Below are 13,722 nucleotides of genomic sequence, written 5' to 3'. Positions count from 1 at the left end.
TTACTGGCTATCCATGATTTTTTCCCTTTTGTCTTGCATGAGCGATCCCAGCCTTAACTCGTTCACATAATATTTCACGTTCAAATTCTGCAAATATAGCTAATAACCCAGCCATTGCTCTGCCAGTTGCAGTACTGAGAAAGAGCCTCTGTCAAAGAAATAAAACCAACACCAAGATTATTTAGGTCATTCAATGTATGAAAAAGATCGTTAACAGAGCATCCCCACCGATCCAATTTCCAAACAATAATCACATCAATTTGGCGTCGCTTTGCCTGGTTGATTAATTCGGCTGTGTTGCAAAAAATATCATAACGGCAAAAATCTGAATTTCAGGCGCAGGTCAGCAATATAGCCCAAATTATTCATTAGGCCGAATGCTCCGGAGTTTGCGCCCTTACGCAAAATCCAGTAATTTATAGAAATGGTTAAGACTTCAATTATCAACTAGCTAATGCAGCTAATACATGTTCAGGATCTTTATTTTAACTGGGAATTAGGAAGCGTGCAGCCTGATGGATATCAAATGATTCTCAACGAAAAATTTTAACCGCATTTAAACCTTGTAGCCTGTGCATTTTCATCATCTACCTCTGAATCTAATTCAGGTTCAGCCACAACCCAAACTAATGACTCAGCATGCGCTTTAGCCGCTGCTGCCGTTTCAGTCACAGCATCCATACCGTCAATAGCTATTGTAGACAATTGTCCCTGTTTGTTTATGTCTATATCACCAACATAGGTCAATGCCGCCAAATTTTCATGAAGTCTCGCCGTATGAATTGATTTAGGAATCACTGCCACGCCTCGCGCCATATGCCATGCCAATGCAACCTGAGTAGGTGTTGCATCCATACTATCAGCAATTGTTACTAAGGTTTCGGACTCGAGTATCATAGAAGACATATTGTAGCCCAGCGGTGAATAAGCAATAACTTGTATCCCATTGTCTCGACAAAATTTAATGGTTGCATCATTAGGACATAATAAATTCGACTCCACTTCGTTGCTGAATGGCTTAGGCAATTGATGCTTGTCACATACAGCTACTAATCGTGAAAGATGGCCTGGATAGCAATTAGACACCCCTACCGTTTTAACTTTATCACCTAAAAGAGATGTTACTGCCACCCATGTATTCGTCAGTTGTTGTTCACTACCGAAAATATGATCTGTGTAAGGATGATGAAGCATAAACGTATCAATGTACTCTACGCCTAAGGTGTCCAGGTAAGATTGAATATTTTCAGGCTTATACTGATCTGATTTCATAGTAAGCCATAATTCATCACGAGAGATGCCCAAACCACTCTCCGCTTTGGGTTTCATCGCTTGCTGCAATGCCGCACCAATTGCAGGTAAATTGCCGTAGCTTAATGCAAGATCGATATGTCGATAGCCTAGCTCCAAAGCTTTAAGCACTGTATTTTTAACAGCTGCCATTCGCTGTGCTACATTTTCAATGCGATCTGCTTCCACACCAATAAAGGTACCAACCCCCATTAGTGGAAATACTTTGTTATAAGGCACATCTACTCTCTAAGCTCGTAACATGCGTATATTATATAGTAATATTGGGTTCTAATGAACCATCCCACCCTGCTGTTGGGTCAAAATAACCCAGCCTTGCTGTTTTAATTCAAATAATCTTATCTGGCTGATGTGAATTAAATACTAAGTGGGGTAAGATTTTATAATATTTCGTTTAACGTAAGATCAACATAAATTAAGGCAAAATTTTGGTTAATTTATATCAGTAAATTATTTATTAAATTTATGAGATATTTAACGTTTGTACTCTTTTGGCAATAAATAAAGTTAAAGTTATTTTATCTGCACAATACCGCCACAATAATAAATTGGTATGAATTTCAGAAAAACAAAGGACGCATTTTATAAGACCATCATTTTGGTGCAGTTTCTTATTACCGCAATGAATAGAGCGAACTACCCAGCGATAGCGCACTTCAATATATACCAGGTTTTCTCCACTCATTCTTTTATATAGAATATTCTGGCAAATTTAAGGTACAATCTTTTTTAGGTATTTTAATCTTCCATTTAACTGTCAAATCAAAGAATTAGTCTAGGCTAACTTGATTAAAATGCCCTTTTATTTGGGGTGGAACCAATCCGGATATTCCTCTATATCGATACCTACAAATGATCGTTCCACCTAAATTTTGAAAAAAAAGAGAGAATAGCTATGGTAAGAAACAAAGCGGTCTTGCTTCAAATCTCACTCGCTGCTATTTGTTTTTTACATTTAGGGAGTTCTAATGAATAAAAATTCTTTAATACTTGCTTTATCAGCAAGCCTTGCAACTAGCAGTGCATTAGCAGGCACTATAGGGGTCTGTAGTACCCAGTTGGACTTGGATAAGTGCAATTAGCGCTGGGCCTGTTGGGAAAATATAAGCAAAACGTAAACTTTTTATCTGGCATTCGACAAGAACAAACTTTAAATAGTGGTCTTTCTTTAACTCATCTATACACTAATGGAGTTATGTTTAATCTCACTTACATTGCATAAGGAATGGATATGAAATTATCTTGTTTAATAAAACAAATTGGAATTGGCCTTAGTGTTTTTTGTTTTACTGCTGTAGTACAGGCTAGTCCTGTATGGACTTTAACTCCTGTTCCCGAATTTCCACCTAAGGTGTCTATTGGTCCAACAGATACTACCTCAGTCCAATATACGGTGACTAATCAGTCAAGTAAATCGCACCTCTTACAAATGAAACTTATACGCGGTATTACTCCTTCAGGATGCACTTCTCCTTTAGGCGCTCATGAATCATGTACTTTGACTTTATATGTAAATGGTGGGCTATCCGGAACTGTAAAGGGTGGTCCAGTGCTTTGCTCTCAGGGAAACCCTAATCAATGTTATCAGCCAAGTCGAGTTGATAGTTTAGATGTTCAGGTACTTACTCCTGCTCAATTAGTTGTTAGTCTTGCTTATGGCAGTATTTTTTTTGCTCCACCTGAAGTGGAAACACGTTTTCACTTCAGTGATTTACTCAAGTATGAGGTTACTTTTCCTCCAGAATCTCACTGGGCCCCACAAAAAGGACTTGTAGATGAGAATGGTCAATTTTTAATTATAGACGGACAAATTGTAAGTAATCCCGCAGAAATTATGTTGCTTTTAAGTACTACTACGAGAATCCCGCTTACCCCACCCTATAATCCATATACTGATCCCGCTTCATCTAATGATGTAGCGAATCTCCTAGCCTATCAAACAGCAGAGAATCAAATTGTTTTTATTGATCAATTTCAACGTTATGCCGTAGTTGGTGGTCAAGTAATTGGTGTTAATAATTCAGTGACAACTTTCCTGGATTATATAAGCAATCTTCCGCTGAGTAGTTATGGAATTAATGGAGAGGTTCCTTCTAATTTTTCATATGATGTGGTCCGCTCTTTAGCTTCTTTTGTAGAGGGGGATCCGAATGCGCCCAAAACCATTTATGTTTTTGGCGAGCCGAATTGTATTTACTGCCATGATTTTTATGAAGGCATGCAGCCTTATGTCACAAGTGGCCAGGTATCAATTCATTGGATTCTAGTGAGTTTTTTACAGCCCACCTCACAAGGCAAAGTTTGGGCTATTCTCGATGGAAAAGTACCACCGGGTTCAGGGTATTCTGCAACACCTGCAGGCGCTTTTGCTTACAATGAAGACAACTTTAATACAACAAGCGAAAGTGGAGGTATCCCACCATCAACTAATCCCTCAGCATATGCTATTCGTTCATTAAATGAAAATGAAGCAGCTTTCATTCGCTATACAGGTTTAGGAGTTGGAACGCCTCTAACTGTTTTTATAAATAATGAAGGCCAAACTGAGGTTATGGGTGGCTTACCTAATGATTATACTTCTTTTGTTAATAGCATAAAAGATAACTAAAATACAGAGTGAGCCCATTTTTATAAAATGGGCTCATTTTAAGCCAATTCCATGGTTTCGATTTAGCAAATGATAAAGCTCACTTAAAGATACCGCCATTAAATTCCTCAAGAAATAAATCAATTTTTTGCTAATCATGAGAAAAAATGTATGATCAAGTAACCCAGAATGACTGATAGTGGAGTGGAGTGAAGTGCAACTCTTCATACCACCAGTTTCTTATACCGGCGACTATACAAGCTATGATGTTCCAAATGAATAACGATTATTTATTTTTGATGATTAAATGGATGAGAATAGTTTTTATCGTCACTGTACTTGTTTTTTTTATATGGAAATTACATGGTTATATTCCAATGTTCATTCAAAGAGTTCAGGGGCTAGGCTCTTATGCATTTATTGGTTTTTTTATGCTTTATTGCTTTACCATATTGTTATTTTTGCCTATCGAACCTATCGTTCTAGCATCAGGAGCTATATTTGGATTTTATTATGGTTTTTTGACCACTTTATTCTGTGCAGTCGTGAGCGCGGCTCTTGCTTTCACAATAAGTCGCTATTTGGGTTTTTCCTGGTTGCCTTGCAGTAAAAATAAACTCTTAGTTCAATGGCTGGAACAGCTGAACTCATTGGGATGGAAATCTCTTGCTGTAGCTCGCTTAACACCTTTTCTACCGTGTTCTCTAGTAAATTATGGATATGGATTAACAAATATGAGGTTATTTGTGTATACGATCACAAATCTTATATTTTTTGTACCCAATAAACTCATTATTACTTATATTGGTTCTCATTTATAGGTGCTAGTTGGTGATGATGTCACAATAAGTTAAGGAAAATTATGATTGTTATCTTCGTCCATGGTTGGAGTGTCACACATACCAATACTTATGGAGAGCTTCCTCAATGGCTTGAAAGTCAGAGCAAAGACGGAAAGCTAAATATTCAAGTTGGTAATATCTATCTTGGGCGCTATATCAGCTTTGACGATACCGTGACAGTAGATGATATAGCACGTGCATTTGATCATGCGGTACGTGATGAAATTGCTGATAAACTGCGAGAGGGGCAGCGTTTTGCTTGTATTACTCACTCTACCGGTGGCCCTGTTGTTCGTAAGTGGCTGGATTTATACTTTAAGAATAATCTTGCAAAATGCCCATTAAGTCATCTTATCATGCTGGCTCCTTCCAACCATGGTTCTGCGCTTGCTCAACTTGGTAAATCTCGGCTAGGTCGTATAAAAAGTTTTTTTGAAGGTATTGAACCAGGACAGCATGTACTTGATTGGCTTGAGCTCGGAAGCAACATGAGCTGGCAACTTAATGAAAGCTGGCTTGATTACGATTGCACTGCTCATGGCATCTATTCGTTTGTACTTACAGGCCAGAAAATTGATCGTCAACTTTATGACGCTGTTAACTCTTATACAGGAGAGGCCGGATCTGATGGAGTTGTGCGTGTAGCTGCTGCAAATATGAATTACAGCCTATTAAAGTTACATCAAGAGGGGAATAATGGTGAAAATCTTGTTGTCTCCAAAATGACACGAACAAAACAAATGGCATTTGGGGTTCTGCCGGGGTGTTCACATTCCGGTAAAAAAATGGGAATCATCCGCAGTGTTACTATGGCCAATGCAGCTACTCATCCTACGGCTATATGGGTCTTGCGATGCCTTCAAGTAAGAAATCGTGACTCCTATAATGCATTGGCAAAAGATCTAGATAAGATTACCAAAGAAACCCAGAAAAATGAGCATACAGAACTTGTGAAGATGCTTATGTATAAACGTGAGTTTATCACCAATCGCTACTCTATGATTATATTCCGACTTATTGATGACCGGGGTAATCATCTTGACGAGTATGATCTTTATCTAACTGCCGGACCCCAATATAGCGAGTATGCGCTTCCTACAGGTTTTTTCGCAGACCGCCAGCGAAACCAACATGATCGGGGAAAACTGACTTATTTTCTTAATTACGATATTATGGAAGCCGGAATTAATACCCCAAAAATGCAGGGTAATCTGGGTTTCCGTATTAAGGCATATCCTGAGTCAAGTGACCAAGCCCTTGCCTATTACAAGATACTTGATTTTCATTCCTCGCTCGCTGACATTAACAAAATTCTTCATCCGAATGAAACCGTAATGGTTGAAATCATGCTTCAGCGACGAGTAGATAGAACTGTCTCCCGTATCACCAACAACCTTACTCCAGCAAAAATCAGTGTGAAACCAACTGGCAAAAAGGTAGATTAACATCACTTCTGTTTGATGTATTTGTGCATTAAAATAAAGAAAACCAGATAGAGAAACAAGATAGCGAGTTTGTCATGATAAAAGTTGGACAATTTAATAAATTAAAAATGGTACGGGAGGCTCCTTTTGGGGTGTATCTTCAAGGAGGAGAGTGGGGAGAAATTTTATTACCCAATAAATCTGTACCTAAAAATGCTTTGGTTGGTGATATAGTAGATGTATTTGTTTATTTTGATTCAGAAGACAAAATTATAGCAACAACAGTGCGTCCTCATGCCAAATTAGGTAGCTGTGCTTTTTTAAAAGTGGTTGATGTGAATCCGGTAGGAGCTTTTCTGGATTGGGGATTAGACAAAGATTTATTGGTACCCAAACCAGAACAACACCGTCCTATGGAAAAGGGAAAATCTTATCTTGTCTATTTAAAACAAGATAATCAGGGACGCATTATTGCAAGCTCAAAAATCGATTATTTTTTGGATAAGACAACAGCTAACTTTAAGTCAGGTGAGGAGGTTAGTCTACTGATTGCTGATAGTACACCGTTAGGACGAAAAGTAATTATCAACAACAGCCACTGGGGATTAATCCATGCAGGCGATATTTTTCAACCATTAATCTATGGCAAAAAAATAAAAGGGTACATTAAGAAGATACGTGAAGATGGTAAAATTGATGTTGCTTTAAGACAAATAGGGCAAAACAGTATTAATGAATTAGCACAACGTATTATCTCTAGGCTGGAACAATCCGATGGTTTTTTAGCGTTACATGACAAAAGCTCTCCTGCAGAAATTCAGCAGATATTTGCTGAGAGTAAAAAAAATTTTAAAAGTGCATTGGGACAACTTTATAAACGAGGTTTGATTGATATTGAAGAGAAAGGAATTCGTTTACAGACAGTAGAAAAGAAGCATGGTTTCTAAATAAAAAGCCGCTCATTTAAGCGGCTTCATTGCTTGAATTCAAATTAAAAAAGCGTTGCTCATTTTTCCCAACCCTCCTTCAACAGCAGTTATTTTTTTACCCACTCTCCTCCAGAGTTTTTTTCATATTCTTTTTTTACTGCGCTCCAAGCAACTGCATGCGCAGTCTCTTCCCTGTCACGATCTCCCTGCCTTTTCTCTGGCTTATCATACTGATCCCATGCATTATTATATGCCTCCTTATAAATTTCCTGTGCATGTTTAGGCAAGTTATCCTTAACGCTATCGGGTAGTTCATTGATTTTTTTATAGGGCATCCGAGTCTCCTTTCTTTCATGTAAGATTTTATAATTACTAAATTCGAACATTCGTATTTTCTACGATGCAGTTAATGAATAAGATGTTTATCTATTTTTTGTCTCCTTTAGTTTTCTTAATTCATCCTTTGCCTTATTTAAAATATCTTTTTGCTCCTGAGCCAGCTTCTTTCCAGCTCGATTAATATAAAAACTAAGCATAGACATAGCAGATTGATAAATTGAACCTTTCCGACGAGTACTTTTTTCGGCCGAGTGTATTAAAGATTTAGCGATCTCTTGCGGATCTTTCCAGGTAAAAACACCTTTTTCTAAATCTAAGGCATGACTTTTTTGAGTAACACTCTGAGACCATTTATCTTTCATTGTCATAAAAAATATAAAAATTATTCATGTTTTCTTATTAAGTTTTGCCCCTCTTTCTTTGGGTGGATACACATCAGCCAAAGAAACAGAAGTCCCATGCTCAGATACAATTCGTGCGTGATATCTTCTTAATTCTCGTGGTTCTTCTACACCACAGGAATGACAAATAATTCCTACTTCATAAGTAAGATTTTTTACATAATGATACACACGATTTGCTTTATTTCGAGGATTTAAACCTCTTACGAGCCATTTATTGTGTGTTGTAATTCCAGTAGGGCACGTATTTTTATGACATCTCAATGCTTGAACACAACCAAGAGCAAACATAAATCCACGTGCTGAATTAACAAAATCCGCACCCACACAAAGCGCCCATGCCACTTTTCCGGGAGTGATTAATTTTCCTGAGGCAATTACCTTAATACGACTACGTAAGTCATATTCAATTAACTTATCAACAAGAACAGGAAGACTTTCTGTTAAAGGTAATCCCATATAATCTGCTAAAGTAAGCGGAGCAGCCCCTGTTCCACCCTCAGCACCATCTAAAGTAATAAAGTCAGGAGCATATTCAATTCCTCTTTTTATGATTTCCTGAAATAACTCGTCCAGCCATTCATAATTTCCTAAAACAACTTTAAATCCTGTAGGCTTACCCGTTATTTCCCTTATATGATGGATCATATTAAGTAATTCGAATGAGTTTGAAATTTCAGGAAAACGATTTGGACTTATGGAGTCCTCATGAGGCTTAATTCCTCGAACTTTAGCAATTTCCTTGGTTACCTTTTTTGCAGGTAACAACCCACCTTTACCAGGTTTAGCACCTTGACTTAATTTGATTTCAAACATTTTTACTTGTGAATGAGCCGCTGCTTCTTTTAATTTTTCATCAGATAAATTTCCATCCTCATCACGGTAGCCATATTTTGCAGTCCCAATTTGTGCTACTAGATCACATCCGCCTTCTAAATGAAAAGGAGATAATCCCCCCTCTCCAGTATTGAACCAGCAAGCTGCTTTTTTTGCTCCATGAGATAATGCTAAGATGGCATTACTTGAAATAGCCCCATAACTCATTGCTGAAATATTGATTAAAGAGTTTGTTGTATAGGGAAATTTGCAGTGCTGTCCAATGGTGACTGAATCAGCCTTTACAACATCACGTTTAAGAACTGGGAACGGAGAATCAACAAAATAAATGGTATTTAGAGGCCTGCGATCCCGAGTTGACCCAAATCCTATAGTGGTATCTACATCTTCGCTTGCTTCATAAACCCATGTCCGCTCTGTACGATTAAAAGGTAATTCTTCTCGATCTCGAGCATAAAAATATTGTCTTAAATACACGCCTAAGAATTCCGCGAAATAGCGTGTATACCCAATGATAGGAAAGTTTCTTAATAGAGTATGTTTTTTTTGGAAGACATTCCAAATCGCTAAAAAAAAGATTAATGCGATAAAAATAGCAAGTAATAATATTAATGTCTTCAAAGAAGTTTCTTTCATAAATTGCATCCAATGCTGTATACCCAAAAACCATATCCCATGAGGAAACATCTAACGTATCAGGACGTACTGACCTGGAGCATCTTCTATTGGTTTAAATTCTTTGGCTCCCATTTCGGGAGGAGTTGTCTTTGCTTGAGAATCATTTTTAAGCCAATTTTGCCACGTTAGCCACCATGATCCTGATTTTTTTTTCCGCTTTTTCTCTCCATTTTTCAGGGGAAATATAGTGATCTCGACTATTAGATACCCTAATTTCAAATTTCCGATCTTTATGTCCTGGTTCACTTATAATCCCAGCGTTATGACCTCCATTAGTTAAAATAAAGGTCAATTCTGTTGCTAACAGTGCATGAAGCTTAAAAACGGATTTCCAAGGAGCAATATGATCTTTCTCAGTAGCTACCGCAAAAACCGGTATGCGTATCTCATCTAAGTCGATAATGGTATCTTCAAACTGATAACGGTGCTCAATCAAATCATTATTAAGATACAGGGAGCGTAAATATTCTGCATGTAATTTATAAGGTATACGAGTGGCATCAGCATTCCAGGCCATTAAATCAAACATTTTTTCTTCTTTTCCTTTTAAATAATCTCGAACCCATCTAGACCAAATTAAGTCCTTAGAGCGAAGCATATTAAAAGCACCAGAAAGCTGCCATTTTTTCAAATTTCCTTGGTTCCACATTAAATCATCCAAATAGGCAAGCTCACTTTCATCGATGAACATCAACAATTCACCCGCATCAGCAAAATCAATCTGAGTTGCAAATAAGGTAAGTGATTTAAGTAAGTTTTTATTATGCTTAGCAAGATAAGCAGCTGCCATTGTTAAAATAGTACCGCCAACACAATAACCAGTTGCATGGATCTTTTGATTAGGAACAACCTTAGAAACTATTTCAATTGCTTTTATAACCCCTTCTTTTAGGTAATCTGAGAGGCCATGTGATGAGTCTTCTTTATCTGGATTTTTCCATGAAATCATGAAGACAGTATGGCCTTTCTCTAGCAAAAATTTTACCATGGAATTATTTGGTGAAAGATCTAAAATGTAATATTTCATGATCCAAGCCGGAATAATTAAAATGGGTTCGGGATATACCTTTTGGGTTTTTGGGACATACTGAATCAATTCAAATAAAGAATTTCTGTAAATAATTTTACCTTCACATGTCGCAAGATCGGTTCCTAGTTTGAATTGCTCAGCATCTCGAGGAAGCTCATTTTGAATAAAACGGGAGAGATCATCTATTAAATGATCTAAGCCTTTTATCAGGTTCTGGCCTTGTTCGTCCAACGTTGTTTTAATCACTTCAGGATTTGTGGGAAGGAAATTACTCGGACTAAGCATATCCAACCATTGCCTTGTTACAAAGTTAACGATTTCGGTATGATGCCTACTTACACCATGAATGTGGGTTGTGGCTAATTGCCACCAATGTTCGGTTAATAAAAATCCTTGTGCATAAAAAGCAAATGGTAACTCTTGCCATAGCCTATTCTCAAATCGGCTGTCTTTTTCTTGTGGTACAATACAAGGATCGCATTTCTGTCCTAGCAAACTATATTTCACGTAGTTTAAGAACATTTCAATTTTTCGATTTGCGTCTCTGAGCAATTCTTGCTGTTTGATAGGGTATACTAATAAATGCAAAAACCAATCAATATATGCAAGTATCAAAGAAGCCGGTGATATCCCTAACGTGATTTCTGCTAACCAAGCATGTAACATACGATCAAAATCAGAAGGATATTTAAGTATCTGTTCTGACTCTTCTAGTGGCCGATGAGGTCCAGAAAATTGATAACCCGCCGTATAGCCTGTTAAATATTCATCTAAATTTTGGGGGTTCTCATCAGTGTCTCTAATTTCATTTTTTTTATAGTTTTCACGTGGCATTCAGCTTCTCCCTTATTGATTCCAGTAGGGACATCTGACTTCATAAAACTAAATTATAATTTTAGCGTAGAATGTTTAGTATAAATTTCCATGGAGGTTTTCCTGGGGTGCTTTAGTGCATACACCTGATGCCTTTCATTCCAAAAGCATTATTAGTGTATTTTGAGTATAGACAGGATAAATTGAAATTCAATACTGCTACATTGAAATGTCCATCTCTTATAGGTAAGAATAAAATCCATTTTACTTATCGTAAAATGCCTTAAGTACCAGCTTCCAATAAATCAGATCATTCTAGGCTCAAAAGGATTTGGGTAGCGCCTACTCCTCTTAATTAAGCCCTATTAAGATCATGTAATAGTTATACTGAACGTAAAAAAGCAAGACCTATAATAGTTGTCCCAAAAATAATCCAAGATAGATAATCTCCAATTAAACCACTTTGCAATGATTTCAATATTGTTATAAAGGGCATATTAATCGTATCAGTTATTTTACGTATTTTAAAAGGGATAAAATGTTTAAAGATATTTAAGAATCCAATAAATAAAGCAATTAAAATCCCCGTGAATTCGAAAATATAATTTTTTAAATTTCCTGAATAATTTACTGGCTGTGTAACAGGTAATGTTTCATTATATACAACAGCATAATACCAAATTCGATTTTGAAATTCATTTGCAGCAGTACTTAAAGTGTTATTAAAAAAATAGAGATAATTTAGAACCACAGGTGCTAATAGTAATAATACTATTGGAATACCCATCACTATAGGAGTAGTTTTTTTGGTGGCTTGAGTTTCTTGCTCTTCGCTATTTTCGGTGACCAAATTATTTTTTTGCTGCATTCCCCAACCAAGAAAAACTCTTCCAAACACACGTGCAAACGCTCCGGTGGTAACAATTGATTCAAATAGAATAAGAAAAAAGGCAACCCCAACAACTTTCAAATCCATAGAAGCTTCAATCATATTTTTGGCTGTAAAAACCCCAAATGCAGGCAAACCTGCCAAACCAATAATTCCTATAAAAAACAAAAGACCAATGAAAGGTATTTTTTTTCCTTTTCCCTGTAAATCAAGTTCATCAACGCTTCTAAAATGATGCAATAACACCCCGCTGCACATAAAAAGGGAACCCTTTAAAAAACCATGTGCAAGAATATAAATCATAGAAGCCTGTATACCTAGTGGTTTTAAGGTAGATATACCAATTAAAATAATGCCCGAGTTACTTATAGTCGAAAAAGCAAGCATTCGTTTTAATGAGCGTTCAATAAAACACATGATGCTTGCGATTAAAATGGTAATAGTGCCTATACTAAAAAATAGTACAGTAACCACCGTATCTAAAGAATGTAACGGCGCCGCATACATCGTCCAATAAACACGTAAAAAACCATATAATCCAAGTGGAGCCATAATACCTGACAAAAGGACAGATACAGGCGTTGGTGCAACTGTATGTGCATCGGCAAGCCAGAAATGAAAAGGAGCGATAGCTGCTTTAATTAAAAATCCTATTGTCATCAACACAAAAGAAGTAATGATGATATTGTCTAAAGTTTGATTTTGGAGCAGAGCCCCTATTTGAGCAAAATTTAATGCCCCTGTTTTACTATAAATAAATGTTACGCCTAATAATATTAACATGCCACCCAGCATATTCGTAATCACAAAATTGAGAGCGCCCTGCAAAGCACTTTGTGATTCATTCTTATATGCTGTTAAAGCAAATGCAGCCACACTCATAAGCTCAAAAAAAACAAAGAGGTTAAACAGATCACCGGTAAAACAAAACCCAATCATAGCTCCTAAAAAAAGGAGCATAAGAGAATGATATAAACCGCTAACCGCTTTAAAGTAACTCCAAGAATAAATAAAAACTGTAAACGTCAGAAATGAAGTAAAAGTTGCTAAAGAAGCTGCTATAAAATCGATAACGAATGCAATACCTACTGCCATCTTCCCTACGGGAATTTGATTACCAAACCAATACACCTCAGGAACACGCCTCATTAATAGGATACAAATCAAAGTAACTGCAAGTGTTGTAGCTAATGCAATAGAATCCAAGAACTTTCTACTTAAGACATCCCGAACCACTAATAAAATCATAGCCGTAAGAAAAGGAAGTAGAATGGGCAAAACAGCCAAATTATACATATCAACCTTTTATAGAAATTAATTTATAGGGATCGAGCGTTTTAAACTGCTTATATGCCTGTATTGCAATAGCCAATAATAATGCAGCAACGACTGCACTCACTACAATATCGGTCAGAGCAATGGCTTGCACTACCGGATCAACCATCTTTTCAGGAGGTATATTATCCGCAAGAACAGGCGCAGAGCCTCCTTGACGGTATCCAATGAATAAAAGAAAAATATAAGTAGAGGACTGTAAGACAATAATGCAATTAATCATATGAATTAAATTGCGACTGCTAACGATCCCATAGAGAGAGAAAATAAACAACCAAAATGCTACAAAATAAGACAAATAATCCAT

Annotated in this window: 13 protein-coding genes; 4 read left to right on the top strand and 9 right to left on the bottom strand. The window is 36.8% G+C overall.

The window, feature by feature from the left end:
- Positions 1-7: 7 nt before the first annotated feature.
- The 3 genes from DYH34_RS18505 to DYH34_RS04255 all read right to left on the bottom strand — a co-directional run bounded on the left by DYH34_RS18505 (position 8) and on the right by DYH34_RS04255 (position 1,530).
- Positions 8-115 (bottom strand): recombinase family protein, encoded by a 108-nt coding sequence (locus tag DYH34_RS18505; protein ID WP_083502713.1) that lies wholly within the window; start codon positions 113-115, stop codon positions 8-10.
- Positions 81-254, bottom strand: a complete 174-nt coding sequence (locus DYH34_RS18675) for a recombinase family protein (RefSeq protein WP_162263048.1) — start codon at positions 252-254, stop codon at positions 81-83. Before DYH34_RS18675 ends, DYH34_RS18505 begins: the two co-directional genes overlap by 35 nt.
- A gap of 292 nt (positions 255-546) precedes the next feature.
- Positions 547-1,530, bottom strand: a complete 984-nt coding sequence (locus DYH34_RS04255) for an aldo/keto reductase family protein (protein WP_115342558.1) — start codon at positions 1,528-1,530, stop codon at positions 547-549.
- 1,012 nt (positions 1,531-2,542) lie between these two features.
- On the opposite strand from DYH34_RS04255, the gene DYH34_RS04240 reads away from it, so the two are divergent.
- From DYH34_RS04240 to DYH34_RS04225, 4 genes are all read left to right on the top strand, one after another.
- Positions 2,543-3,919 carry a hypothetical protein gene (locus DYH34_RS04240; RefSeq protein ID WP_058463791.1) on the top strand — a complete coding sequence of 459 codons (1,377 nt, stop codon included), beginning with the start codon at positions 2,543-2,545 and terminating at the stop codon, positions 3,917-3,919.
- 254 nt (positions 3,920-4,173) lie between these two features.
- Positions 4,174-4,719, top strand: a complete 546-nt coding sequence (locus DYH34_RS04235) for a TVP38/TMEM64 family protein (RefSeq protein ID WP_058463790.1) — start codon at positions 4,174-4,176, stop codon at positions 4,717-4,719.
- A 41-nt stretch (positions 4,720-4,760) separates the two neighbouring features.
- Entirely contained in the window at positions 4,761-6,185 is a 1,425-nt protein-coding gene (plaB, locus tag DYH34_RS04230) for a phospholipase PlaB (protein WP_058463789.1), read from the top strand.
- 74 nt (positions 6,186-6,259) lie between these two features.
- Positions 6,260-7,111 carry a CvfB family protein gene (locus DYH34_RS04225; protein ID WP_058463788.1) on the top strand — a complete coding sequence of 284 codons (852 nt, stop codon included), beginning with the start codon at positions 6,260-6,262 and terminating at the stop codon, positions 7,109-7,111.
- 89 nt (positions 7,112-7,200) lie between these two features.
- On the opposite strand, the gene DYH34_RS04220 is transcribed toward DYH34_RS04225, so the two are convergent.
- The 6 genes from DYH34_RS04220 to DYH34_RS04195 form a co-directional block, all read right to left on the bottom strand.
- The gene (locus DYH34_RS04220; RefSeq protein ID WP_058463787.1) at positions 7,201-7,428 is read right to left on the bottom strand and encodes a ChaB family protein; all 228 of its coding nucleotides are present in this window, start codon (positions 7,426-7,428) and stop codon (positions 7,201-7,203) included.
- 87 nt (positions 7,429-7,515) lie between these two features.
- Positions 7,516-7,800 (bottom strand): DUF3175 domain-containing protein, encoded by a 285-nt coding sequence (locus DYH34_RS04215; protein WP_058463786.1) that lies wholly within the window; start codon positions 7,798-7,800, stop codon positions 7,516-7,518.
- A gap of 18 nt (positions 7,801-7,818) precedes the next feature.
- On the bottom strand, positions 7,819-9,306 hold the full coding sequence (locus DYH34_RS04210) for an FMN-binding glutamate synthase family protein (RefSeq protein WP_058463871.1): 1,488 nt from the start codon (positions 9,304-9,306) through the stop codon (positions 7,819-7,821).
- Between the two features lie 148 nt (positions 9,307-9,454).
- Positions 9,455-11,212 carry a PHA/PHB synthase family protein gene (locus DYH34_RS04205; RefSeq protein ID WP_218564186.1) on the bottom strand — a complete coding sequence of 586 codons (1,758 nt, stop codon included), beginning with the start codon at positions 11,210-11,212 and terminating at the stop codon, positions 9,455-9,457.
- A 361-nt stretch (positions 11,213-11,573) separates the two neighbouring features.
- Positions 11,574-13,376: a complex I subunit 5 family protein gene (locus DYH34_RS04200; RefSeq protein ID WP_058463785.1), complete on the bottom strand. Its 1,803-nt coding sequence runs from the start codon at positions 13,374-13,376 to the stop codon at positions 11,574-11,576.
- Between the two features lies 1 nt (position 13,377).
- The gene (locus tag DYH34_RS04195) at positions 13,378-13,722 is read right to left on the bottom strand and encodes a sodium:proton antiporter (protein ID WP_058463784.1); all 345 of its coding nucleotides are present in this window, start codon (positions 13,720-13,722) and stop codon (positions 13,378-13,380) included.

The organism is Legionella cincinnatiensis, from assembly GCF_900452415.1.
Taxonomy (GTDB): domain Bacteria; phylum Pseudomonadota; class Gammaproteobacteria; order Legionellales; family Legionellaceae; genus Legionella; species Legionella cincinnatiensis.
Note: the sequence above shows the minus strand (reverse complement) of the source record. Positions and strands in the feature narration are given on the sequence as shown.

What these genes read in the sequence shown, in the direction of transcription:
- plaB (WP_058463789.1), top strand. Translation starts at nt 4,761, where the DNA reads ATGATTGTTATCTTCGTCCATGGTTGGAGTGTCACACATACCAATACT.
- DYH34_RS04225 (WP_058463788.1), top strand. Translation starts at nt 6,260, where the DNA reads ATGATAAAAGTTGGACAATTTAATAAATTAAAAATGGTACGGGAGGCT.
- DYH34_RS04240 (WP_058463791.1), top strand. Translation starts at nt 2,543, where the DNA reads ATGAAATTATCTTGTTTAATAAAACAAATTGGAATTGGCCTTAGTGTT.
- DYH34_RS04210 (WP_058463871.1), bottom strand. Translation starts at nt 9,306, where the DNA reads ATGAAAGAAACTTCTTTGAAGACATTAATATTATTACTTGCTATTTTT.
- DYH34_RS04195 (WP_058463784.1), bottom strand. Translation starts at nt 13,722, where the DNA reads ATGGATTATTTGTCTTATTTTGTAGCATTTTGGTTGTTTATTTTCTCT.
- DYH34_RS18505 (WP_083502713.1), bottom strand. Translation starts at nt 115, where the DNA reads ATGGCTGGGTTATTAGCTATATTTGCAGAATTTGAACGTGAAATATTA.
- DYH34_RS04200 (WP_058463785.1), bottom strand. Translation starts at nt 13,376, where the DNA reads ATGTATAATTTGGCTGTTTTGCCCATTCTACTTCCTTTTCTTACGGCT.
- DYH34_RS04220 (WP_058463787.1), bottom strand. Translation starts at nt 7,428, where the DNA reads ATGCCCTATAAAAAAATCAATGAACTACCCGATAGCGTTAAGGATAAC.
- DYH34_RS04235 (WP_058463790.1), top strand. Translation starts at nt 4,174, where the DNA reads ATGAATAACGATTATTTATTTTTGATGATTAAATGGATGAGAATAGTT.
- DYH34_RS04215 (WP_058463786.1), bottom strand. Translation starts at nt 7,800, where the DNA reads ATGACAATGAAAGATAAATGGTCTCAGAGTGTTACTCAAAAAAGTCAT.
- DYH34_RS04205 (WP_218564186.1), bottom strand. Translation starts at nt 11,212, where the DNA reads ATGCCACGTGAAAACTATAAAAAAAATGAAATTAGAGACACTGATGAG.